The following is a 25361-nucleotide window of genomic DNA, read 5'->3' as shown; positions in this document are numbered from 1 at the left end:
TGCCTGGGTGCGCGAATTCCCGCAGTCTAAGAGTTGAACTATGCTTAAATTTATCGTCAAACTTCACCCTGAAATAGCCATTAAAAGCCGTTCAGTCCGTAAACGCTTTACCAAAGTGTTAGAAAATAACATTAAAATTGTATTGCGTCGTGTTGACGAAAAAGTACAAGTACGTAATAACTGGGATAATATTTCAGTTGTTACAAAACTAGATGATGCTCAAACTCGCCTTGATTTTATTGATAGCTTGCAGCGCATTCCTGGCATCGTACAGTTTATTGAAGTGACCGAAACAGACTTTAAAACCCTTGATGACATCTATCAAAAAACCATTGCGTTAGTTGGCCACACTATTATTGGTAAAACCTTTTGTGTCCGTGCTAAGCGCATAGGTCAACATGATTTTACTTCAACTGAACTAGAGCGCTACGTTGGTGGCGGGCTTAATCAACATGTTGAAGGAGCTCGAGTAAAGCTAAGCCGCCCTGAGGTAACGATTCGTTTAGAAATTAAAGACGAAAAAGCCTACATAGTGACGCAAACCCATTTAGGAATGGCGGGCTTTCCACTGCCAACACAAGACGATGTATTATCGCTTATGTCTGGTGGATTTGATTCTGGCGTTGCCAGTTATCAGATGATCCGTAAAGGCGCTCGTACACACTTTTTATTCTTTAACTTAGGTGGTGCTGCCCACGAAATTGGGGTTAAGCAAGCGAGCTACTACCTATGGAAACAATACAGCTCTACGCATAAAGTTAAGTTTATTACTGTTGATTTTGAACCAGTTGTTGCGGAAATTTTAGAAAACGTTGAAAACAGCCAAATGGGTGTTGTGCTTAAACGTATGATGATGCGAGCGGGTAGTGCCGTTGCTGAAAAACTAAATATTCAAGCTTTGGTAACGGGTGAAAGTATAGGTCAGGTGTCTAGCCAAACCTTAGCTAACTTAAGTGTTATTGACCGTGTAACCGAAACGCTGATTTTACGTCCTCTTATTCAACATGATAAGCAAGAGATCATCAATATAGCGCGCCAAATAGGCACTGCAGAAATGGCTGAGACGATGCCTGAATACTGTGGTGTGATCTCTAAAAAGCCGACAGTTAAAGCCAAAATTGAAGTCATTAAAGCAGAAGAAGAGAAGTTTGATTTTGATGTATTAAATACCGTTATTGATAACGCCCGTGTTATGGATGTGCGCGATATTGATGTTGAAGCTAAGCAAGAGCTTAAAGAGGCTGAGTCAGTTACAGAGTTACCTGAAGGAGCGGTTGTTGTTGATATTCGCTCACCTGAGGAAGAAGATGCCGCACCGCTTGAAATTGATGGTATTGAAGTTATCCACTTACCGTTTTTCCGTTTAGCAACTAAGTTTGGTGATTTACCTAAAGGCAAAGACTATTACTTATATTGCCAAAAAGGGGTAATGAGCCAGTTACAAGCGCTTATTCTTCACGAAGAAGGCTTTACCACTGTAAAAGTCTATCGTCGTTAATGGCTTAATATATTAGGGTCTGTTGACCCTTTAAGGTTAAATTTGCAGAAGTCTGTTTGGTATTTAGGCAAGGCAGAGCCTATGTGGTGTGGTTATTCCCCATAAATAGGCGATAACGCAGCATCAATGCCAAACAGGCGCTGCCCGAAGGGTTCTGCCTAGGGGCGATTTACTCTTTGTTGCTCGGTTTTTACTTAGCCCACTAGGTTACAAACCTCGCGCCGCGATTAAACCACCCCTAGTTTGAACAAATTGTAATCCGCAAAAGTCAACAGACCCTAGATGCGCGTATTTAGTCCGCGCTTTTTTTTGCCAGAATTTCAGCGAGTAAGGCGTCATTATACGGGGTCGCAATATTATGTCGCTTGCCTTGCTCACTAATATAACCACAAATTGCCATGATCTCAGTTTGCCTATTGTGCATAACGTCTTGATGCATAGATGAGTAATTTTCTGCCGTTAAACTCATTACCTTGTAGCCACGCTCGAGGGCATCGATAAGCTTAATATTAAGTTTAAGCGCGGTCGCAATATGGCACGCCTCTGTTAATAAATTAATAATTGAGCTATTGAACTGTGGCGCACGTAACTGGCCATTTTTTATATTGTACAGAGCGGTTAATGGATTTATGGCAATATTAACTAGTAGCTTTTCAAACCGTAGTTGCTCAATATTGTTGCTGACAATTAATTGCGGAATAGTGTGTAATTGCGCACTAAGCTGTTGAATATTTTGAATAGCCAGTTGATTACAGCCCCCTAATACACTTTGCCCGTTTCCGGTATGCTGCACAATATTAGGGTTTGACTTAAATCCAGCCATGCTAGTGGTTAAAAAGTACAACGATTGCTGCTGTGTTAACTGTGCATTTAATTGTTCAACATTACCCATGCCATTATGACTCAGTACAATATGGGTATTATTACCAAGATAAGGCTTTACTTGGGCATAGGCTTGTTGCACTGCAAACGCTTTAACAGTGAATAAAACAATGTCAAACTCGGGAGCTTGGGCTAATTGCTGTTGTGAGATAAAAGTGGCGTTGATTTTTTCAGACGCAGCGTTACTGTGGCTGTAAAAGCGAGTATTTACTGTGCCTTTTTTGGTAAGAACATAAACTGTGTGATATTTACCTAAAAAATGGCTAAATAACAAGCCTATAGCACCATCACCAACAACAAGTATGTTAGCCATAACGCTTCTTTTTACGTAGTGTTAATAGGGCTTTAGCTAAAAAATAGCTCGCCGCACCAATAAAATCGGCAACAAAATCGGCCAGTGATGCTTGTCTGTAAGGAAGGCTATCTTGCATAATTTCTATTGCGGCACCATAACCGGCTAACAGTAATATTTGTGCATATAAAGGTAGTTTAAAGGCTTTATCCATAATAATGGCAAGTAAAAAGAAAATACCAAAATGCGCCACTTTATCTACATGCGGAAATAAGTTTGCAGCGCCTTTTACCTCTTTAGCAAATAAGAAGGTAAATGCGACAATACTAATCAAAAAAATAGCTTGGTAAACACGCCTTGTCACGAAGAATCCTAAAATCGTATAAAAAAGAAGCCTCAGTATATCAAACTAAATTAGTATCGCACCTGAACAAGATGCAGAAAAGTGTAAAGATTTATCATTTTAACGTTATAATTGCCGCATAAAATTAAGATTAGCTAGTTAGGAGAACATCATGCCTTCATTTGATATTGTATCTGAAGTAGAAATGAACGAAGCACAAAACGCGGTTGATAATGCCAATCGTGAATTAGAGACACGATTTGATTTTAGAGGGGTCGATGCCTCAATTGAATTAAACGATAAAACAATTAAATTAAAAGCTGAAGCAGATGCTCAGGTTATGCAGTTGTTTGATATTTTAGCTGGGAAGGTTTCAAAGCGTGGAATGGACGTTGCGAGCCTAGAACTACAAGATATTTCTCGCGCAGGCAAAAATGTTTTTCGTAACGTTGCACTAAAGCAGGGTATCGAAAAAGATATGGCTAAAAAAGTAGTAAAAGCCATTAAAGATTCTAAAGTAAAAGTGCAAGCGGCTATTCAAGGCGAAGAAGTACGCGTAACGGGCAAAAAGCGTGATGACTTACAAGCTGCTATGCAAGTTGTACGCACTGCCGATTTAGGTCAGCCATTTCAGTTTAAAAACTTCCGCGATTAATTTATTGTTTCGAGCTAGGCACTATAGGCGCTTAGTTCAAAGCAACATGTATTTAGCCAAACACGCTATATTGTTTGGCTTTTTTATTTTTGAATCTATGATAATTACCGAACCCCGAACCCCGAACCCCGAACCCCGAACCCCGAACCCCGAACCCCGAACCCCGAACCCTGAATCTTTGGATTTTTGGATGTTTAGACGTCCATTGACTTTTTTTAGTAAACAGATAACAATAGCAGCCTATTTTCAAGGTGCTTGCTAAACACTTCAATGGTGTGATTTTTTTAGTAGGATAATCGGGAAGTTGGTGCGTTTTCATTGATGAAGTCAATCCCAACACTGCCCCCGCAACGGTAAAGTTATGCTGTATTAAATTATGGTAACTGAGTCCGGAGACCGGCCTTGATTTAATCTTACTTACTAACATCTTTGCGGTGGGCAAAGATAGGGGACATGATGTTAAATAAAACTGCATTGGGTGTGGCCATTTCGGCTGCACTCTCTATTTCTGTATCTGCTGCAGAACAAACCATTGAAAAAATAACCGTTACTGCGAATAAATTTGAACAACCTATAAATGATGTATTAGCAAGTGTTGCAGTTATCGAGCGCGCTGATATTGAAAAAGCGAATTACCGAGATTTACCAGCAATATTAAATACCATAGCTGGGATAGATATTGTTCGTAATGGTGGGTTAGGTCAAAAGGCAGATATATTTGTTCGCGGGGCCAGCGCTAAATATACCTTAGTATTGGTTGATGGCGTAAGAGTGAGCGATGCAAGTTCAGGTAGTGTATCGCTGACGAATATTCCAGTTAACAGTATCGAGCGTGTTGAGCTTATTAAAGGGTCAAGAGCTGCTATTTATGGCTCTGATGCGGTAGCCGGAGTAATTAATATTATCACCCGTAAAGCTTCAAATAACTCGCTTTCGGCTACTTTAGGCAGCCATAGCTACAGTAATTATCAGCTTGCTGGTGGGCTTGTAAAAGAGGCGCTTAGCTTTAATTATAATTTAGGCTACGAAGAGACGGATGGTTTTGATGTAACTGGCAAAGATCCAGCGGCTGAGTACACAAAAGATCATGATGATGATGGCTACAAAAATAAAAACATTGGCTTTAATTTAGCTTATGAACTTGCTGAGCTAGGCCAATTGAGCCTGCAATCTCAGTACAGTGAAGGTGAAGCACAATATGATAATGCATGGGGTAACGATGCCTACGACTTTGAAAATTACACCGCTAAGCTAGGCTGGAAGAAAGCCTCAGATATATATAGCCAAAGTACTTCGGTGAGCGTTTCGCAAGAAGAAAATACCCAAACAGGTACCGATGTGCAGCAAGTGTATAGCACAGAGCGTGTTGAGTTTGAATATCGAGGGCTTTATACCCTTACTGAAGAACTTGATATATCGGGTGGCTTTAATTATTTATCTGAGGATTTATCAAACTCGTCAGCAACGTCATCAGAAGAAAAACGCGATAATAAGGCGTTGTTTATAGGCGCGTTTTATAGCCATAACAAATGGTTAGCAAATGCGGTTGTTAGAACCGATGATTATGACTTCCATGGCCGTGCAAACACTTACAGTACAGGACTTGGTTACAAAGCAAATAACTATGTAACACTACGTTTAAATCACGGTACTGCATTTAGAGCTCCTTCGTTAATTAATGCGTTTGTGACTAACAGCCCGTACTATTTACCAAACAATAATATTAAACCTGAAGAAGCGTTAAATAATGAGCTTGGTATAACTTTAGAAACCCAATGGGGCCGTTATGATATTGCTATTTTCGATAACCGTATCAATAATTTGATTAGTAATAATTATGATGCAGACTCAGGTAAATATATTGCCACTAACATAGATAAAGTATCTATGCAGGGATTTGAGCTGTCGGCAGAGTTTTCAGCGTTAGGCTTTGAACACTCGGTTAATTTTAGCTTTTTAGACGCTACAGATGAAAAAACGAATACCGATTTACCACGTAGACCTTCTGAATCGTTTAATTATCAACTCGCTAAAACATGGGGTGATTTTGATGCCAGCTTGGATATGCAATATCGCTCATCGCGTCCTTCGATTGCGTATTATGACTCGGAGCTCGCTGCTTATACGGTATTTAATATAGCAGCCAATTACCAGTTGCTAGATAATTTGTCGTTAGCTGCTCGAATAGAGAATATTACTGATGAAGAATATTTTACTGCTGCGACGGGCTTTGCTGCCAGTGGTAAGCTATTAGGTTATAACAGCGCAGGAAGAACTTTCTTTGTAGGGGCAAATTATCAGTTTTAGTCACTTATTCTAGTTGCCAAGGAACAAATAGCCCAGCTTATTGCTGGGCTATTTATTAAAAGCACTTTATTCCGATAAAAACTCGCTAAATTCGGTTTCAAACTTATGTAATTTGGGTGCAATTAAAATACTGCAATAGCCCTGCTCAGGATTTTCATTGTAATAGTCCTGATGGTAGTGCTCTGCGGGGTAAAAAGTGGTTGCTGGGCTCACCTCAGTCACTATAGGTTCGCTAACATGACTTCGCAGCTCTGCAATAACTGCCTGTGTTTGTACTTGTTGTTGCTCATTATGATAATACACAACGCTGCGGTATTGAGTGCCTATATCGTTACCTTGGCGATTTAGTTGTGTGGCATCGTGTAGGGTAAAAAACATCGCGAGTAAGGTTTCAAAGCTGATAACACTGGCATCAAATTCAACCTTAATTACCTCTGCATGGCCACTGTTGCCAGTGCAAATAGTTTTGTAGGTTGGGTTATCAGTATGTCCACCAGTATAACCAGAGCAAACACTGAGTACACCTTTTACACGCCTAAATGCTGCATCAATACACCAAAAACAGCCGCCGCCGAGTGTTGCTACTTGTGTGGTCGAACTCATAAGTACTTCCTCAATTGTTAGGGATATGTGCACTGAATAAAGCGCCGTAACAGCTAGTTACGACGCTCTGAGTGACTTAGATCTCTTTAAGCGGTTTTTCAGCGGCTTGCTTATCAAGTTTTTGTTGTAAAAACTCAGGTGATTGTGTATTTCGCGCTAGTGCGTAATAAGCGGCTGGCACCACAAACAGAGTTAGTATGGTTGCCACCGTTACGCCTGTAAATACCACCACACCAATTACCATTCTACTTTCCGAGCCTGGACCGGAAGCCAACACCAAAGGTACGGCACTCATAACCGTTGTTAGGGAAGTCATAATAATAGGGCGCAAACGCTGTGTAGCCGCTTGTAAAATGGCCTCACTAAATTCTACGCCTTTATCACGTAACTGGTTGGTAAATTCAACAATCAGTATACCGTTTTTAGCACTTAACCCTATGAGCATAACAATACCTATTTGGCTGTATATATTAAGCGTTAACCCCATACTCCACAGCCCAAACATGGCACCCATTAAACCAAGTGGCACAGTTAACATAATAACAAATGGATGCATAAAACTTTCAAACTGAGCTGCCAGTACTAAAAAGGTCACGGTTAATGCCAGCACAAACACATAGGTCATGGCTGAGGCACCTTCATAAAACAATTGCGACTCACCTTTATAGTCAATGGCACCATCAATGTCGTTTTCCTCTGTGGCAACCTTGTTTAAAAAGTTTAGTGCTTGTTCTAGCGTGTAACCATCAGCGAGGTTGGCACTTAAAGTAATTGCACGCATTCGGTTATAGCGGTTTAAACGCGAGGCGGTGGCTTCTTCTTTTAATCTAATAAGGCTATCAAGAGGAACAAGTTCTCCGCTACGTGATTTTAGGTAAATATTTGAAATATCAGTCGGGTTGGCAAAGTCTTGTTTTGTGCCCTTTAAAATTACATCGTATTCTTCACCGCGGTCAATAAAGGTGGTTACACGGCGTTGGCCAAGCATGGTTTCAAGTGTACGACCCACATCAGAGACTGATACGCCTAAATCAGCGGCTTTATTTTTATCAATACTGACTAAAAACTGAGGGAAGGTTTCTTTATAATCATGATCAATACGCACTAATCCAGGGTTTTTCTCAGCGCGTTTAATAATTCTATCTCGCCAATCGGCAAGTTGAGCATAATCATTACCTTGCAAAACAAATTCAATAGGGCGAGATGAACCACCTCCGCCAATACCACGGCGCATAATAGCAAATGCACGAACGTCGGTGACCTCTTGCATTTTGCCGCTTATTTCATCCATGACTTCCCATGTTGAGCGTTTGCGCTTATCCCAATCAGCCATGCCAACAATAGCCACGCCGCCACTGCCACCCCAACCTGGGACTCGAACAAGCACTCGACTTAGTTCGCCAGATTCAGAATAAGGCATCAAGCGCTCTTCAATTTTTGCCATATTAGCTGCGTTATTTTCATAACTTGCCCCTTCAGGGCCATTCATAAGCACAAAGAAGGTGCCACGATCTTCTTTTGGCGTCAGCTCTGAGGGTATTTGTAAAAATAATGAATAACTAACAAACCCAGCCAAAACTAAGCTCAGCATTAAGCCCCATTTACGGGTCATGTTTGACGCTAAAGCGTTACGGTATCCATTTTCTAATTTAGTAAAAAAACGGTCCATAACTTGGCTAAACTTACTTTCTTTTTCAGAGGCCTTTAACACTTTTGAACACAGCGCCGGAGAGAGTGTCAACGCAGTGATACTAGAGAAAAATACGGCAGCACTTACTGCCATAGCAAACTCTGTAAATAGTGCGCCAATTCGTCCTTCCATAAACACTAATGGTACAAACACGGATATAAGCACTAAGGTGGTGGCTATAATTGCAAAGCCCACCTCACGTGCGCCGCGATAAGCTGCCAATAAAGGCGGTTCACCAAGTTCAATACGGCGGTGAATATTCTCTAGCATTACAATGGCATCATCGACCACTAAGCCTATTGCTAACACCAGTGCTAGTAGAGTTAATAAGTTAATTGAATAACCCATTGCTAATAAAAACATGAAACTACTGACTAGGGCGACCGGTACTGTGACCGCGGGAATAAGAGTGGCGCGAATGTTACCTAAAAATATAAAGATAATAAGCACGACTAACCCCATAGAAATTGCTAAAGTTTTATAAACCTCATTAATTGACTCTTTAATAAATACCGAAGAATCATAACTGTCTTCTATGGTGGTGCCTTCAGGTAAATTACGTTTTATTTTTTCCAGTTCACTGCGGGCGTTATCAACCACAGTTAGGGTATTGGCTTTGGCTTGTTTAACAATACCCATACCAATCATATTACGGCCATTACCTCGGAATAAACTTTCATCATCGGCGGCTTCTAGTTTTACGTCAGCCACTTCGCCTAGACGCACTAAATAACCATCTTCACCTCGTTTAATAACTAGGTTTTGAAAATCACGTTGGTTTTTATAGCTGCGGGCAGTGCGAACGGTAAAATCACGATCAACTGATTCAATTTCACCGGCCGGAAGTTCTACATTTTCACTACGCAGTGTTTGCTCTATATCACTGGAGGTAATGCCACGAGCTGCCATCGCTTGGCGGTTAAGCCATACTTTCATAGCATACTTTCGCTCTCCCCCAATACGCACATTTGATACACCATCAACAACGGCCAAACGGTCGACAATAAAACGCTGTGCATAATCAGAAAGCTGCAATGAATCCATGGTTTCACTGTTAAGTACAAACCACGCGATAGGGCTTTCGTCACTATTTGATTTTGATACTTCAGGAGGGCGTACTTGCTCTGGTAGGCTGTCTAATGCCCGTGCAACACGTTCACGTACATCGTTAGAGGCATCGTCTATGTCGCGGTTAATATTAAACTCAATGGTAATGTTTGAGCGGCCATTACGACTCGATGAGTTAATACTTTTAATACCTTCAATGCCCGAAATACGATTTTCAATAACTTGCGTTATTTTTGTTTCAATAATTTCGGCAGATGCACCGGTATATTCAGTACTAATATTTACAATCGGTGTTTCAATATCTGGATACTCTCGCAAAGGCAACATGCTAAAAGCAACTAAGCCAAATGTGAGTAACAGTAAGTTAATAACAATCGCAAAAACGGGGCGTTTGACGCTAGTATCGGTAATTTTCACGTGTTACCCCTTAACGCTTACTTTACTACCTGAGCGAATTTTAATTATTCCCTCGGTAACAATTTGCTCGCCATTACTTAACCCTTTGTCTATCGCAACCCAGCCATTATTTCTACTTGCAACATTTACTTCTTTACGGTTTGCTATGCCATCTTCAATTTGAAAAACGTAATGCTTATCTTGCAGAGGAATAATGGCCTTTTCAGGCACCATCAGCGCTTGGTTACTGCTTAGCTCTAGTGCAGTTTTAAGCAACATACCTGGGCGAAGTAAACCTGATTTATTAGCAAAACTGGCTGTTACTTCTACACTGCGAGTGATTGAGTCGATACGTGAGCTTATATGGGTTACTTTACCGCTGAAGGTTTGATCAGGGTAAGCATCGTTTTGAGTGCGAACAATCATTCCGTTTTTCAGTTGAGCTAAATACTTTTCAGGCACTTTAAAATCAACTTTTATAATACTAATGTCATCGAGGGTTGTGATCACAGTACTATTGTTAATATACGCACCCACCGATATTTCGCGTTTCCCCAGTAACCCAGAAAAAGGCGCGGTGATGGCCATTTCATTGAGTTTGGTTTTAGCACTTTCAAGTTGTGCTTCGCTGGCATCAACGCGAGCGAGTTGTTCTTCAAGCAATGACTTGGCCGTCGCTTGCGAGCGAGAAAGCTCGGTCAGTCTGGCTAATTGACGTTTTTCTTCTTGTAAATTAATGCTAAGTTCTTTTACTGCAAATTGTTCTTGTTGGTTTTGCAGTTGTACTAATTTTTGTCCTTTGCTGACCAAGTCGCCATCTTCAAAGTAAATGCTAGTGACATAATCGTTTTGGGCGCTTTTAATGTAGATAGCCTGATTAGCACGAGCACTGCCAATGGCTTCAATCATAATTGCGTTTTCTTGCGATCTTACCGTGTGGGCAGAGACTTGCGTTGTCATTGCCGAGTAATTGGCTTGCTCGCCCTGTGATGCGGGAAAATACAAATAAACGCTAAAAATTATTAGTAACGAAATAATAAATGGAAATAAGGCTTTACCTGATTGTTTAGAGTGCATTGTTTTCATACCTGAAAATAGATTATAAGTATTGTACGAAATCAGGACAAAAAAAGGCGGTTATGTATCTCATTAATTTGTGCGTTAAGCGTAAAAATAACTGATACTTAGTCATTGCGCATATTTAACAGTAATAATGGGAGTTAATTGATGAGCTTTAAAACATCATGCAAACGCTGTTTAACGCTGAGAAAGTTAGCATTGTGGGCTATTATTATGTTTATATTTTATATGGCGTTTTTTCAGTATGGCTAATATAAATAAACAAATACTAAATTACCGAGCGCAAGGCGCTAAAAATGGAATTGAAATATTAGTGGTCGGCAGCATTGGCTTGATTATTATCATGCTGTTTAATTTATTACGCCCAGGCGAAATAAGTATTATCGAAATTTTTTTAGTAAGTTTATGTATTGCTGCAATTTTAATTGGCTTTTTTAAAACACAAGAACCTTTTTATAGTATTATTTTAACTGAGCAGCAATTAATATATCAGCATAAGTATGGACAATGGCATTTACACCCAGAGAATTTGCACCATTGTGGTATACCTAAGGTTGATAATGGCATTGATTACCTTGAGCTTAATGCGATTGGTATTAAGTTAAATGATATAGATTCATTCTTGTCTGCTTTAGCTCCAAGAATTGCGGGTAAATTGTTGATAGAGCAGCGACATTTCTTTATGCAAGTTGTTCAAAAAAATTGCAAAAATGGGCATTGCCCATCAGAATGGTTAGTTGAAGATAATAAATATAGGTCAAAAAAAGGAATTGACTATAATGGGCTCATAGCGATGTTTGCTAATAGGGCTAAACATCTTCAGCTTTTAACAGGGTATGACTTACTGTTACCAGCGAGTGTAATAGAAAGTGATATTTGGGAATTTAGCGCAAATTTAAATAGATGGAAGCGCGATCCCTCTCAGTTTATAAAGTCGCAGTGTGAATAATAATATAAGCACTCACTGCGGGATTAGGAATAACTATGAGCCAAGACAGATCTTTCATTAAAAGTGGTCGAAACACCATAATACATAAAGACAGAAAACTAGATTTAGTGATTGTTAATGGTGAGACTCACCCTAAAATTAAAGTAACAGGCAATGGTCTTGAGCCATTTAAAGAAGAACTGCCAAAAAACCGCCGAGATGCAAAAGAGCGTTACCTCGACGTTGTTTATATCACTAGTGCTGATGTATTTAGCGAAGAAAAACAATTGTTGTTTATTCAATCCTTAGATGGCCGCGAATATAAAGTAGATTACAGTAAAGTTGGCACTAAATTATTTGTTCGTATTCATCAAGATAGCTATTTATAATTTATAATGGCATTTTTTTTGCTTAATAGTTTTATTAGATAATTTTAAGACAAAAAGGTGCTGAGTATGAGAGCAATTTCGTTAATACCACTTATGGCATGTTTGCTTTTGGCTGCATGCGGAGGGGGAGGCGGTGCTGATAACAGTGATATAAAAACATCAGTATTTGCAGGTAACGATCTTCAAGTTGTAGAAAAATCAGAGTTTACTATTTCTGCAAAAGGCTCTCCTGCAGATGGTACATTTACTTGGCAGCGTGTAAGTGGCCCTATTATAGATGTGTTTCCGCTTGAAGGGGCTGAACAAACCATTACTGCACCAGATGTAAAGTCTGACAGTGAACTGGTATTAAGAGTTAGCTATCAAACGTCAGATGGCAGTTTAGTGAATGACGATTTGAGCGTTTTCATTGCCTCTAATAATCAGCTTCCTCTTGCTGTTGTTACTCAAGTTGCTCCTGCAAACTTGCCCTCAGTTTATAAGGATACAGTAACCCTTAGTGGTTTAACTTCCACAGACCCCGATGAAAATGGCGAAATTAGCAGTTATTTGTGGCAATTATTGTCAGGGCCGGATTTAACAATTGATAGCTATACCAATCCTACGCTTAGTTTTTCTCATCCATTATTAGAAAATAACACCAACTTAAAATGGCAGCTCACCGTAACAGATGATGAGGGCGGAGTATCTGCATCACAATTTGATATGACCCTTAATAAAACAGCTCAAGTGATTATTGCCGATGCAGGCGCTAATCAAACAGTAGAAGAGTTTGATAAGGTTATCTTAGATGCCACAGCCAGTGAAGCGGCAACTCAATCTTATCAATGTATGTGGCAACAACTTACCGGTAATGCAGAAACCCTGATTGAACCGAAGTCATGTACTGCCAGCTTTTTTGCCTCTGATATTGATTTAAATGCAACGCTTAGCTTTGAAGTACAAGTTATGGACTTAAAAGGGCGCACCGACACAGATACCGTATTTATTGATGTAACACCCAAAGCGCTTGGGTTAATAAATGATACAGGAGTAGGAGAGTGTTATAACAATACTCAGCGAATTAATTGTAATAATGATGAATTTCCAGCTCAAGATGCTGATCTTGGGCGCGATAGTTTTGCCAATCGTTTAGGTAAAGTGGGTAAAGGGAATCTGGCTTTTGATTACACCAAACTTAATGAGTTTGCCGATGAGCTTCTCGATGATGCGCAAAACTTTAGCTGTATTCGTGATAATACTACCGGCCTTGTTTGGGAAGTAAAAAGCCCTTATTCCGGGGTGTTACCAAATACCACTTTACGTGATGGGCAAAACCGTTACATTTGGCAAGGGACTGTCAATGGTGGCGATGTAAATGGTAGCGCTAATACCACGTGCCCGAGCAATACTGATTGCGGATTACAAACCTATATTGATGAAGTTAATGCGCTTGATTTTTGTGGTGGTAGTAACTGGCGTTTACCCACTTATACTGAACTTTTAGGTTTAATTGATTACGGTAAACAAGGGCAAAACGTATTGATAGATACTGCATTTTTCCCTAATACACCATCGACTAACAGTGTAGGGCATTTACGCTACTGGACTTCGCAAACGGCTGTTGATGGTGCCAGTTTATCTCAGGCTTACACTATCGATATGATGGATGGCAATGATTTAGCCTATCCAAAAGATAATACCGCTTACGTGCGCTTAGTTAGAAATCGTTAAGGTGATTATTATGAAATTAATTAAAGTCTCTATGTTATTAGCTTTGGGATTATGCCAGTCACTTGCAGCGCAGCAGTGTTATCAGGAAGTCGCGACTAGCGATGATACCGACCGATTTGTGATTAATATTGATGGCACTGTATCAGATACTAAAACAGGGCTAATGTGGCAGCGCTGTAACTATGGTCAAGTTTATAATAGCGAAACAACTAGCTGCGATGGTGATACTCAACCATTAAACTGGCAGGCCTCACTTAAAGGCGCACTTAATGACACCACGGCAAATTATAACGACTGGCAAGTGCCGAGTATTAAAGAGTTAGCCAGTATAGTAGATCACCGTTGTACCGTTCCAAGTATTAATGCGGGTATTTTTTTAGCAACGCAGTCGCAAAATTATTGGTCTAATACCTCGGGTATTAGCAATATAAATTCGGCATGGGTTTATCAATTTTCCAGTGGTTTAAATAGCTTACATGCTAAAACAAGTAACGTATATTTACGCCTAGTACGCTATGAGAAGTAGTTAATTAATATATTAGCGAATCTAAAAATGCTCTTTTATTTACGGTTAGCCTTTTTATTTATACTATTTTAATAATAAAGCCTGGTTGTAGTTGTCACCCAGGCTATTTTTTTGCCATTATAGACCGTGAATTAACGACCAAGGACTATAAAGGTGTATTTAAGCTATTTTGGTTTACAAGAAAAGCCATTCTCAATTTCGCCTAATCCCCACTACTTATTTTTAAGTGAACGCCATAAAGAAGCATTAGCGCACCTTACCTATGGACTAGGTGAAGACGGTGGCTTTGTGCTGTTAACAGGTGAAGTGGGTACAGGTAAAACCACCATAACACGTAGTATGTTAGAGCGACTGCCTGAAAATACCCAAGTAGCCATGATCCATAACCCTGCGTTATCAGAACTTGAACTGTTAGCCAGTATTTGCGATGAATTAAAAATAACTTACGACGCCAAAAATGCCACGCTGAAGAGTCTAACGGATGTGATTAAAAAGCACCTTGAGTTTAATAATAAAGCGGGGGGGCATACTATTTTAATTATTGATGAAGCACAGTTGCTTGCCCCCGATGTGCTTGAACAACTTCGGTTATTAACCAATATCGAAACCGACCATAAAAAGTTATTACAAATAGTATTAGTAGGGCAGCCTGAGTTACAGGTACTTCTAAAGCGAAATGAGTTAAGACAGCTGGCACAGCGTATTACTGCTAGGTATCACTTGTTAGCGCTAACACCAGGGCAAACCATTGCTTATATTCAACATCGGCTACATATTGCAGGTTGTGACAAGAAAATATTTTCAATGGAAGCGATGCAAATGGTGCATCAGCTAACTGGCGGTGTGCCACGATTAATGAATCTGGTGTGTGAACGCGCATTAGTAGGGGCATTTTCTAAACAACAAGAAATTGTTGGCAGTGATATTGTTAAGCAAGCGGCGAGTGAATCTTTACCTATCGACTTTATTGCCACAAATAATAAGGTGAGTAAAACAGGTTCGATTTGGCCTTATAGTGCTGCTGCGTTAATGCTTTTTTGTGCAGGAATTGGCCTGTCATTTATTCTTTAGTTAGGTGATTCATGTCTTATTTATTAGATGCGTTAAAGCAGTCAAAGCACGATACCATGAGCGCAGAGCAATATGACTTGCAAGTGCAACAATTAAAACAACAACACCAGTTGATGACCTATCGTCGAATTAGTTTTTTACTCGCCGGAAGTTTATTGGCGACGGGTATATTGACCAGTGGCTTTTTTGTCGGTAAGTGGCTGCAACAAGAAAATGTAGCCGTAAAAAATGAGGTTGTTCAAAATGACCTTAGTCAAAAAGACTCAGCAGTAGTAGAAAAACCAACAAGCCCAGAGGAAGTACAAAAAACGGTTGCTCAAGCAGTAACAAACCCTCAAGCGCCCCTTGTTACAACAGCGCCTAACAATTCTGTGCCACTGGCAGGGCAATTGGTTTATGTACAAACCCCAACGGGTGTACAGCAAATGTTGCTTACGCCACAAGGGCAATATTTACCTATGAGCGTTAATCAAGCGTCTCAAGGGCAAACGCAAAATTTCTCGGCGCAGAGTAACGTTTCATCTAGTTTTCAATCACCGAGCAACCAACCGAAAAGCGTACCAACTCAATCAACGAAAAGAACACTCAGTGCCGATGAGTTGAGTAAATACAAAGTGTTAGGTAAACCACTTAATCAAAATGTGCCTGCCCAGCCAGAATCAACCGCTGAACTAGATACGGTTCCCGACACGCTTAAAAATGCGTTTGCGCAAGCTGTTAATGACACAGAGACAACAACCGACTACGAAGTAACTCAAGGCTCTCGTCATTCATCACGGGTACAACCCGTTGAGCTACTGCCGGATGGCTTACAAAGTATGTTGCCAAGCATTAAATATCAGGCACATATTTATTCGTCGACAGCAGATAAGCGCTGGATAAAACTCAATGGCAGAGAGCTATATGAAGGGGAGTCTATTGGTGCATTGAGGGTGCTAGAAATAGCACCGGATCAGAGCGTACTTGATTTTGATGGCTATGAGTTTAGCTTAAAAGCTCTGCAAGATTGGCCACAGTAGTGGCCAATTAACTAAAGATAGAGTGCTTATAAAAACCCTCTAAATCTATATTATATTCTTTGGGTTTCACTGCTGATTCAAGCGTGTCTTGTGTTCTTTTGCTTGATAAGTCAATATCTTGAACTTCAGTGTAACGCCCATGTTTGGCATTAAAAAACGTTTTTACGACTGGTTTTAATGGTGTTGCAGGATTACTTTGGGTCACCAGCCCCACTTTTTGGCTGGAAAGTTTTACCAGCGTGCCCACTGGGTGAATACCAATGCATTGAATAAACTTATTAAGTAGCACGCCATCAAAGCTATCTGGGCAACCTTGTTTTAATATTTTAAACGCCTTAATTGGCTCCATACCCGCTTTATAAACGCGTTCAGCGGTTAATGCATCATATACATCAACAATAGAGGCCATACGAACGTACTGGCTTATTTCATCGCCCTTTTTACCAAAAGGGTAGCCTTTACCATCTAAGCGCTCATGGTGCATACCTGCGATATCAACAGCAATCCCCGTTAATCCTGCGTCTTCTAGTATTTCTTTGCTAAAGCGCGCATGGTTTTGCATCACTTTAAATTCTTCGTCACTGTAGCGACCTGGTTTGTTGAGAATCGCGTCAGGTATTTTTATTTTTCCCATATCATGCAATAGGGCACCTGTTGCAAGTTCTTCAATGATTGGTTTTTCAATATTGAGATGTTTTGCAAAAATACTCATTAAAATAGACACATTTATCGAGTGCTCTAATAAATAGGCATCTTTTTGGCGCATTTGCGTAATGCACGCCAGCGCATCTTGATTTCTAAATACGGAGTCAATAAACCCGCTAGCAAGCTCCCTAAAAGGAGCAACATCAACAGTGCGGCCAGATTCTATATCGCCAAATGCTTTGGTTTGTAAGTTTTTTGCTTCATCATAAAGCTTTTTAGCTTTACTCATTTCTTGCTCAGCGCTGTGGGTTATTAACCATGGATCGCGCTTTTTGATTTCGTGATTAGTAGCAGGCGTTGGTTGTGTTTCAGATTCTTCAGAGGTGAGCATTTTATCAGGATCGATTTCAACCTCTAAAATGCCAGATTTTATTAATTTATCAATTCCACTTTGAGTTTTAACCCAGCCTTGGTTTTTTATTCTAATATTGCCAGTTTGCTTAACAACTTTTTGTACAAACATACCAGGTTTTAGCTGTGTAGTAGGAATGGTTTTCAAAGTGAACTCTAATTAACAAATATGATTAGAGAAAGTAACAAATAAATTCACATTTAGAAATAAAAAAAGGCATCAAATTGATGCCTTTTTAATTAAATGATGACTATTTTCTATTCATCATCTTCAACAAGCGTCATCAACGAGGTGTTACCGCCTGATGCCGTTGTATCGATACTGATTGTTTTTTCAGTAATTAAGCGCTTAATTAGCGTGTCGTAATACTCTGAGCTGATCACTGGCAGTATTGCGCCTTTACGTTGTGCAAGCTGTTGGCTGAAGTAGCCTAAGCGAGAAGAACGTGCAGCAACTACCGCACCCGCTAGGTGAGGGTGTGCCAATATAGCTTGTAACTGGTTTGGTTTAGCTACTTGGAAAACACCTTCAGCAACGCCGGTTGCAATAAACTTATCTCTAAAGGCAACCGCTTCGTCGTAAAATATTTCAGATGCAACAGTAATTACCGTATTACCAGCCGCTAGTGCGGTAATAATAGACAGTGCCCAAAAGTTAAATGAGGTGCTTTTATCTGCGTAACAAACCACACAACCCCGAGCTTCAAGGTGAAGTGTATTCGACTCACCTGTTGGCCCTGGCAATGTTGTATATTTACGCATGTGCTTTTCTAAGCGGTTTAACTGAGCACGTGCATCGGCAAGTGTTAACGCTAAATCGTCCGCGAGGTCGTCAATAATTTCAACCGTCGCTACTTTCGCTAATAACTGACGTACCGCAGAAACACGATCATTCAGTGGCGTTGCACGCCAGATTTTTTCATCGCGCATAGAGTTAACCATCAGCTTTTCTACTTGCTCATTTGCGCCACTGTAGTGGTGTAAATCAAGCTCATCTGGCGTTAGGTTAGTCATTTGTACGTTATCTGGTGAAGCTTTTTCTTTTATTAGGCGTTGTAGGTAGTTTGGTCCACCGGCTTTAGGGCCAGTACCAGAGAGTCCACGGCCACCAAACGGTTGCACGCCAACAATGGCACCAATCATATTACGGTTGATGTATACGTTACCTGCACGCGACATTTTCGCTAAATGTTCACAGCGCTCTTCAATGCGAGAATGGATACCCATTGTTAAGCCGTAACCCGTGTTGTTGATTTGGTCGACAACACTATCAAGCTCACTCGATTTAAAGCGGATAACATGCACACACGGGCCAAATACTTCACGTTTCAATACCGATAAGTCTTTAATTTCGTATAAACGTGGCGCAAAGAAAAATGCGCCATTTTCGCTGTTATCAGGAATTTTACACTCATAGTGAAGTGTTGCATTACCCTTGAGGTATTCAACATGGTCGTTGAGTGTTTTAAGCGCTTTTTCATCTATTACTGGGCCTACGTCTGTAGAGAGTAATGATGGGTCGCCAATATGCAACTCAGCAAGTGCGCCTTTAAGCATATCGATAATGCCATCAGCTACGTCTTCTTGAATAAAGAGTACGCGTAATGCTGAACAGCGTTGACCTGCACTTTGGAAACCAGAACTGATAACATCATCAACAACTTGCTCAGGAAGCGCTGTTGAGTCAACAATCATACAGTTTTGGCCGCCAGTCTCTGCAATTAAAGGCACCTGAATATCGTTACGTGCCGCTAATGTTTGCGAGATAAGCGTGCCCGTTTCAGTTGAACCAGTAAACATAACAGCTTGAATACGCTCATCAGGAACAATGGTTTTACCTACTTCGCTACCGCGAGCAATGACAGGTTGTACAACGTGCTCAGGTAAACCAACTGATAGCATTAATTCAATGGCACGTAGTGCGATTAAGCTGGTTTGCTCTGCTGGTTTTGCAATAACCGTGTTACCAGTAACTATGGCCGCTGCAACTTGACCCAAGAAAATAGCGAGCGGGAAGTTCCATGGGCTAATACATAAAATAACACCACGGGCTTCAAAGCGCTCATCTTGCGCAAGCTCTTCAGCACGGGCTGCGTAGTAACGACAAAAATCAACGGCTTCACGTACTTCATCAATACCATCTTGTGCTACTTTACCTGCTTCTTTAATACAGATAGCAACAAGCTCATCGTGATGGCGCTCTAAAATATCAGCAACGCGACGTAATAAATTGGCGCGCTCTTTTACCGGTGTTTGTGACCATGATTCAAATGCGGTTTCAGCGTTGGCTAGCAACACTTTCATTTCATCGCTATTTTGTAATTTTATATGGCCAATAATTTCTTTATGGTTTGCAGGGTTTTTAACTGCCAACGCGCCCTCTGGTACTTGGCTTTCATCAATTAAATGCTCTTCAAACCAAGTGTCTAAATTTTCTTTAAACGGGGTGATCACGTTAATATCAGTTAAGTCCATACCTTTTGAATTGGCACGTTCTTCACCGTATAAATCAATTGGCATTTTTATCTGTGTGTTGTATTTATTACGTAAACCTTGCAGTGTTTCAACAGGATCTGGCAATAATGCTTCAACCGGTTGTGTGGTATCTACAATGGCATTTACAAATGACGAGTTAGCGCCGTTTTCTAGTAAACGACGCACAAGGTAAGCAAGCAGGTCTTCGTGTTGGCCGACCGGTGCGTATACGCGGCACTGAATTTTTTCTTCATCAACGATTTGGTCAAATAAAGATTCACCCATACCGTGAAGACGTTGGAATTCAAAACCTTGGTTATCACCTTTGGCTACTTCTAAAATAGTCGCTGCGGTGTAGGCGTTGTGTGTTGCAAATTGCGGGTAAAGTACATCACGTGCTTCAAGCATTTTAATCGCACACGCTTTATATGATACATCCGTGGTTGCTTTACGGGTAAACACCGGGAAATAATCTAAACCATCTTGTTGTGTGGTTTTGATTTCTGTATCCCAGTATGCGCCTTTTACTAAACGCACCATCATTTTTCGACCCACACGAGTTGCTAGGTCGGTTAGCCATTCAATAACAAAAATAGCGCGTTTTTGATAAGCCTGAACCGCTAAACCAAAACCTTGCCAATCGCCTAAATCGTCATCGCTAAATACTGCCTCAATAACATCAAGAGAAATATCTAAACGGTCAGCTTCTTCAGCATCAACAGTAAAGCCGATATCGTATTTTTTAGCGGCAAGGGCTAGCTCTTTTAGTTTTGGAACGATTTCTTCCATTACACGCTCTCTATGAGTGAACTCATATCGAGGGTGAATAGCCGATAACTTTACAGAAATACCTGGGCTTTTTATTGGACCACGGCCATTTGCGGCTTTACCGATAGCATGAATCGCATTCATGTAGCTATCAAAGTAACGCTTGGCGTCTTTCATTGTGCGAGCACCTTCGCCTAGCATATCGTAAGAATATACATAGCCTTTTTGCTCTTTTTCAGCAGCACGCTCAATCGCTTCGTTAATGGTACGACCCATTACGAACTGTTTGCCCATTATCTTCATAGCAAAGTTAACAGACTTACGTATAACTGGCTCGCCTAAACGACCAATGGTTTTTTTGAGTATGCCAAACTGTTGCTCTTTAGTCTTATCGTTATAGTTAACCATTTTACCGGTTACTAATAATCCCCAAGACGAGGCATTAACGAATAAAGAGTCACTACTACCTAAGTGAGAGCTCCAATCGCCGTTTGCTAATTTATCACGTATTAATGTTTCTTGAGTTGCTTTATCAGGAACACGAAGCAGCGCTTCGGCTAAACACATTAATACCACACCCTCTTCACTCGATAGTGAAAATTCATTTAATAGCGCATCAACACCGCTTTGACCGTCTTGGTCTTTACGAATGTTTAAAACTATTTGGCGAGCTCTTTCCCATGCACGGCTTCGTGCTTTAACACCGACTTCTGCAAGTGGTAAAATGTGATCAATAACCGCATTTTCATCTATACGGTAGAAGTCACGGATCTTTTGTCTGATCGGACAAGTCGTTGTTAAATCGCCATTGAATAACATAAGCAACCCTCAGGAGTGTTAAGACTTAGGGTAATTGTTAATTACCGCTAAATGTTGTTGGTGTAAAGCGTGCATTCTAATTAAAATCCAGCAGAATATGCTGGTTAATTTTGCCGTTTTACGATAATTTACAGGGCATATTATTAACTTATCCATATAAAATACTGATATGACTAATCCGAATAGATTACGCCTGCTTGATCGTATCGATATATCAATTTTAGACGTTTTGCAGCGCAATGGTAGAATTTCAAATGTTAACCTCGCAAAACAAGTGAATTTAAGTCCTAGTCCTTGTTTAGATAGAGTTAAACGTCTGGAGCAAGAAGGCTACATTGAGGGATATTTTGCAAAGTTAAGCGAGGAAAAGCTCAATCAAAGCTTAGTGGCGCATGTGCAGGTATCGTTAGTCACCTCAAATACCGCGGTATTTAAAGTGTTTCGCGAACACATTCTTAAAATTAAGCAGGTTGTTGAATGTGACATGGTAGCGGGTGGTTACGACTATTTATTAAAAATTCGCGTCTCTAATATGGACGAATACAGAGAAGTACTAGGTGATTTGGTCGATATTCCGGGAGTGGGTACACACCACACTTACATGGTAATAGAAAAAATCAAACAGGATCCTGGACTGCGTTTAGATATGTAACCTTTGAGTACATTATTGCAGGTATAAAAAATTGCAGGCATAAAAAAAGCATCTTTTTGATGCTTTTTTTATGCCTGCAATATAGGTGGCGCTTACGCCCAACCTTCATAGCGTTTTCTGCGCGATAACACAATAGTTAAAATAATTCCTAAGAACAAACCTAAAAATGCAATAGCACCACCATAAGTGAGTAGCTGACGCTTTTCTTTAGCACTGGTTGCTTGCTTTAATTGTTGTTCTTGAGCAAGCGAGTCTTGTAATTGACTTATTTGTGCTAACAGCTGAGCATTTTGTTCGGTTAGCTGTGAGTTTTGTTCTTGTAGTTCAGGTAATTCTACTTGCGCTTGGCGTAATTTATTTTGCATAGCGCTAATTTCGCTGTTAAGCGCTTGATACTGCTGCTTTAAACCAGCTGATTCGCTGATGAATTTAGCCTCTACCCAGCCTTCACGGTCTTTATCATCTTTAACTTTTATAAAACCGTTTTGTTCATCAGATAATAAAGTCAGTTGCGTGCCTGCATCAATAGAACCGAGTAAGCGATAGTCTTTACTGGCGCCTGAACGCATAAAAGTATACAAGTTATCGATTATATAAGCTGTTTTAGCATTAGTAGGCGGCGTTGATTGAGCTTCCTCTGCTTGGCTCATAAACGGGGCGGCTGTTAAAAGCAGCCATAGTAAACAGTGTTTTAGCATTTATCTACCTTGTTAATCTAGCAGTGTCCGTTGTGAACGTGATTTTTATTTCGCATAAGTATATAGATAGTATGGATTTAATAGTTTAATAGCAAGATAGATATTGTAACCAAAGTATTTTGCTTGCGTGTTTATGATTAAAAAATTTGCAATATAGGTCTGCTTTGTTTATTTTGAGCACTTATTAATTTTAAGGGTAATCCGCAAGCCTAATGGATACTGAGATAGAACTGAAGTTTTTGGTATCAGATGACGTCATTCCACTGATCCCCTCGTTAATTACTCAATTTGCAAAAACAGTTACAAACAAGCCTTCTAAAAGTTTGCAAAATGCTTATTATGATACGCCAAGCAGAGAGCTGAGAGCACTCGATATTGGTTTTAGAACGCGTTGTACAGACGAGCGCTGTGAGCAAACAATTAAGCTTGCAGGAGACGTGGTGGGGGGATTACATCAACGTCCAGAATATAACCTTCCCATAGAAACAAATCGACCTAATTTAATGGCGTTTGATTCATCAATTTGGCCACACGGCATGCAAATTGATGTTATATCACAAAACCTCTACCCTATATTTAGTACTAATTTTATCCGCCGTACGTGGTTAATTGAAACGCAAAATGGTGCCAAAATTGAAGTGGTATTAGATAAAGGTGAAGTGGCCGCCTCGGGTAAAGTGGAGATTATTAGCGAGCTTGAAATAGAGCTCGTCGAAGGTAGCCGAGACGAGCTATTTGCTTTAGCAGATAAATTAATAAGCCAAAACAGTGTGCGCTTGGGGCTTTATTCAAAAGCAGCAAGAGGCTACCGCCTAGCGGATAACACACCGTTACAACCGAGTAAATCTATCGGTTTTGTTAAACTTACTAAGCAAGCCACTCAAGAGCAAGCACTTATTGAAGCCATGGGCTTTGGTATTCGCTTTGTGCAAAAACATGAGCAATGCTATTTTGATAAGCCAAGTTTAAAAACATTAAAACGTGTGACCGACGGTATTAGTTTAATTCGTCATAACTTTTGGTTATTTGATGATATTGTCAGTAAAGACAGCACCGAGCACCTCAGAACGGAGTTAAAGTGGTTATTGAGTGAATTAGCATGGGTTGAAAATGCCATTCAGTTAAAAACTTACACTTCTAAGCGCCATGCTTTTTATAAAAAAATAAACAGTGCGCCCGCCTTAGCTCAAGTTATTAACGATTTAAAAGAGTTACAACCGAGTATTGATGATATTTTTGCGCTTTTTCATAGTGCGCGTTACAACCGTTTATTGCTGAGCTTAACAACGTGGCTGATAAATAAGCAGTGGCGTAAAGACTGGAGCCAAGCAGAGCTACAAAACGCTGAGCAGCCCGTTATTGATATTGCTCATCGTTTATTTGATAAAGATTGGAAAAATTTACACCGCTTATTGCCTAAAGAGCAAAGTTTAGCGGGCAATGATTATTTAAATTTTCGTACTCAGTTAGAAAATAGCTTACTCAGTGGTAACTGTTTAGGTGCACTGTTTAATAAAGATGAACGATTAGAATTTAGGCTTCCTTGGCTCGATATTTCTCATGGCATGTATGAGCTAAGCACGCTTGATTATTTAAAACAGCTGTGTGGCGGGCAAGAAGATGCTCAACTAGCAAAAATACAACTATGGTTGGAACAAAAGTCTGACTTTTTAGTCAGTGCCATGGAGCAAAGTCGACACGCTTCATTTGATACAGAACCATATTGGCTTTGATGGCTAAGCACTTTTGTAGCCGGACTTTGCTGCAAAAGTGCATGATTTTTTCACTTTTGTGTTTTGCTACCAATGTGTGTTCACAGCCATCTTGGCAACTTTACGAAAGCAAACAAGGGGTAAATGTTTATTTTCAGCGTTTAACTGACGATACCTTGAGAATGAAAGCTGAAACGGTGGTTGAAAATACCACAGCAGAAGATTTAATCGCCTTACTCAGTGATACCGATGCTGCTCCCCGCTGGATAGAAAATATTGCTAAAGTAAAATTACTGAAATATTTAAGCCCCTCAGAAAACCTTGTTTACAGCTTTATTGACTCCCCTTGGCCCGTTGCAAATAGAGATTTAGTCACGTATTCGTGCTATACAAAACGCAGCGCGTTGCAAACTCAACTTAGTATTCATGCCCGTCCTGATTTTTTACCTCAAACTAAAGGGGTAGTAAGAATAAGCACATTAGATGCGACGTGGTTACTGACTCAGCAAGCGAATAACTTGCATATTGACTATCAGGTTTATGCGTTACCAGGCGGAAGTATACCCAATTGGCTAAATAACCGAGTCGCTCTAAAAAGCACCTTTAACACGCTAATAAATCTAGCTGAAATACTCACGACAAAGCAGTACACAGCAAAGCCAACCGTCATCCGTACTGGGGATTGCACACATGGCGAATTGCCGCGGTTATAAGCAAAAAA

Annotated in this window: 20 protein-coding genes and 1 riboswitch; of the genes, 12 read left to right on the top strand and 8 right to left on the bottom strand. The window is 40.2% G+C overall.

Features of this window, described 5'->3' with window-relative positions; all coding sequences use genetic code 11:
* Nucleotides 1-40: 40 nt before the first annotated feature.
* Complete coding sequence (thiI, locus tag AAEY57_RS01500; RefSeq protein WP_010391044.1) at nt 41-1498, top strand: tRNA uracil 4-sulfurtransferase ThiI; 1458 nt, start codon at nt 41-43, stop codon at nt 1496-1498.
* A 292-nt stretch (nt 1499-1790) separates the two neighbouring features.
* Here thiI and AAEY57_RS01495 read toward each other — a convergent pair whose 3' ends face one another.
* Both AAEY57_RS01495 and AAEY57_RS01490 read right to left on the bottom strand, forming a co-directional pair.
* Nucleotides 1791-2693 (bottom strand): ketopantoate reductase family protein, encoded by a 903-nt coding sequence (locus AAEY57_RS01495; RefSeq protein ID WP_350605875.1) that lies wholly within the window; start codon nt 2691-2693, stop codon nt 1791-1793.
* Nucleotides 2686-3036: a VanZ family protein gene (locus AAEY57_RS01490; RefSeq protein WP_008113182.1), complete on the bottom strand. Its 351-nt coding sequence runs from the start codon at nt 3034-3036 to the stop codon at nt 2686-2688. Before AAEY57_RS01490 ends, AAEY57_RS01495 begins: the two co-directional genes overlap by 8 nt.
* A 151-nt stretch (nt 3037-3187) precedes the next feature.
* On the opposite strand from AAEY57_RS01490, the gene AAEY57_RS01485 reads away from it, so the two are divergent.
* Nucleotides 3188-3670, top strand: coding sequence for a YajQ family cyclic di-GMP-binding protein (locus AAEY57_RS01485; protein WP_008466001.1), 483 nt, complete (start codon nt 3188-3190; stop codon nt 3668-3670).
* Nucleotides 3671-3923: 253 nt separating this feature from the next.
* Nucleotides 3924-4089, top strand: a riboswitch (cobalamin riboswitch).
* 37 nt (nt 4090-4126) lie between these two features.
* The gene (locus tag AAEY57_RS01480; RefSeq protein ID WP_138627648.1) at nt 4127-5977 is read left to right on the top strand and encodes a TonB-dependent receptor domain-containing protein; all 1851 of its coding nucleotides are present in this window, start codon (nt 4127-4129) and stop codon (nt 5975-5977) included.
* A 66-nt stretch (nt 5978-6043) separates the two neighbouring features.
* Here the strand turns inward: AAEY57_RS01480 and msrA are convergent, their stop codons facing one another.
* The 3 genes from msrA to AAEY57_RS01465 form a co-directional block, all read right to left on the bottom strand.
* On the bottom strand, nt 6044-6580 hold the full coding sequence (gene msrA / locus AAEY57_RS01475) for a peptide-methionine (S)-S-oxide reductase MsrA (RefSeq protein WP_138627645.1): 537 nt from the start codon (nt 6578-6580) through the stop codon (nt 6044-6046).
* Nucleotides 6581-6656: 76 nt separating this feature from the next.
* A complete protein-coding gene (locus AAEY57_RS01470) occupies nt 6657-9755 on the bottom strand; it encodes an efflux RND transporter permease subunit (protein WP_350605871.1) in 3099 nt (1032 codons plus the stop codon).
* Between the two features lie 3 nt (nt 9756-9758).
* Entirely contained in the window at nt 9759-10811 is a 1053-nt protein-coding gene (locus AAEY57_RS01465) for an efflux RND transporter periplasmic adaptor subunit (protein WP_350605869.1), read from the bottom strand.
* A 247-nt stretch (nt 10812-11058) separates the two neighbouring features.
* On the opposite strand from AAEY57_RS01465, the gene AAEY57_RS01460 reads away from it, so the two are divergent.
* The 6 genes from AAEY57_RS01460 (at nt 11059) to AAEY57_RS01435 (ending at nt 16460) form a co-directional block, all read left to right on the top strand.
* Nucleotides 11059-11763, top strand: a complete 705-nt coding sequence (locus AAEY57_RS01460; protein ID WP_350605866.1) for a DUF2982 domain-containing protein — start codon at nt 11059-11061, stop codon at nt 11761-11763.
* Between the two features lie 35 nt (nt 11764-11798).
* Nucleotides 11799-12131, top strand: coding sequence for a hypothetical protein (locus AAEY57_RS01455; RefSeq protein ID WP_013464320.1), 333 nt, complete (start codon nt 11799-11801; stop codon nt 12129-12131).
* 66 nt (nt 12132-12197) lie between these two features.
* The gene (locus AAEY57_RS01450) at nt 12198-13844 is read left to right on the top strand and encodes an Lcl C-terminal domain-containing protein (RefSeq protein ID WP_350605864.1); all 1647 of its coding nucleotides are present in this window, start codon (nt 12198-12200) and stop codon (nt 13842-13844) included.
* Nucleotides 13845-13854: 10 nt separating this feature from the next.
* Nucleotides 13855-14370, top strand: coding sequence for an Lcl C-terminal domain-containing protein (locus AAEY57_RS01445; RefSeq protein WP_350605861.1), 516 nt, complete (start codon nt 13855-13857; stop codon nt 14368-14370).
* Nucleotides 14371-14523: 153 nt separating this feature from the next.
* Nucleotides 14524-15441, top strand: a complete 918-nt coding sequence (locus tag AAEY57_RS01440; RefSeq protein WP_350605859.1) for an ExeA family protein — start codon at nt 14524-14526, stop codon at nt 15439-15441.
* An 11-nt stretch (nt 15442-15452) separates the two neighbouring features.
* Entirely contained in the window at nt 15453-16460 is a 1008-nt protein-coding gene (locus AAEY57_RS01435; protein WP_350605856.1) for a general secretion pathway protein GspB, read from the top strand.
* A 7-nt stretch (nt 16461-16467) separates the two neighbouring features.
* On the opposite strand, the gene AAEY57_RS01430 is transcribed toward AAEY57_RS01435, so the two are convergent.
* Nucleotides 16468-17664, bottom strand: coding sequence for a cyclic di-GMP phosphodiesterase (locus AAEY57_RS01430; RefSeq protein WP_024601878.1), 1197 nt, complete (start codon nt 17662-17664; stop codon nt 16468-16470).
* A gap of 110 nt (nt 17665-17774) precedes the next feature.
* Nucleotides 17775-21578 carry a bifunctional proline dehydrogenase/L-glutamate gamma-semialdehyde dehydrogenase PutA gene (gene putA / locus AAEY57_RS01425; RefSeq protein WP_013464326.1) on the bottom strand — a complete coding sequence of 1268 codons (3804 nt, stop codon included), beginning with the start codon at nt 21576-21578 and terminating at the stop codon, nt 17775-17777.
* A gap of 169 nt (nt 21579-21747) precedes the next feature.
* On the opposite strand from putA, the gene AAEY57_RS01420 reads away from it, so the two are divergent.
* Nucleotides 21748-22230 (top strand): winged helix-turn-helix transcriptional regulator, encoded by a 483-nt coding sequence (locus AAEY57_RS01420; RefSeq protein WP_016899359.1) that lies wholly within the window; start codon nt 21748-21750, stop codon nt 22228-22230.
* 92 nt (nt 22231-22322) lie between these two features.
* Here AAEY57_RS01420 and AAEY57_RS01415 read toward each other — a convergent pair whose 3' ends face one another.
* Nucleotides 22323-22928: a TIGR04211 family SH3 domain-containing protein gene (locus AAEY57_RS01415; RefSeq protein WP_013464329.1), complete on the bottom strand. Its 606-nt coding sequence runs from the start codon at nt 22926-22928 to the stop codon at nt 22323-22325.
* Nucleotides 22929-23140: 212 nt separating this feature from the next.
* Between AAEY57_RS01415 and AAEY57_RS01410 the strand changes: the two genes are divergently transcribed.
* Both AAEY57_RS01410 and AAEY57_RS01405 read left to right on the top strand, forming a co-directional pair.
* Complete coding sequence (locus tag AAEY57_RS01410) at nt 23141-24661, top strand: CYTH and CHAD domain-containing protein (protein ID WP_138764158.1); 1521 nt, start codon at nt 23141-23143, stop codon at nt 24659-24661.
* Nucleotides 24661-25353 (top strand): START domain-containing protein, encoded by a 693-nt coding sequence (locus tag AAEY57_RS01405; protein WP_350605852.1) that lies wholly within the window; start codon nt 24661-24663, stop codon nt 25351-25353. Before AAEY57_RS01410 ends, AAEY57_RS01405 begins: the two co-directional genes overlap by 1 nt.
* Nucleotides 25354-25361 lie beyond the last annotated feature (8 nt).

The organism is Pseudoalteromonas sp. MER144-MNA-CIBAN-0113 (assembly GCF_040308965.1).
In the GTDB taxonomy this organism is placed as follows: domain Bacteria; phylum Pseudomonadota; class Gammaproteobacteria; order Enterobacterales; family Alteromonadaceae; genus Pseudoalteromonas; species Pseudoalteromonas tetraodonis.
This window is presented reverse-complemented; position numbering and strand designations above follow the sequence as displayed.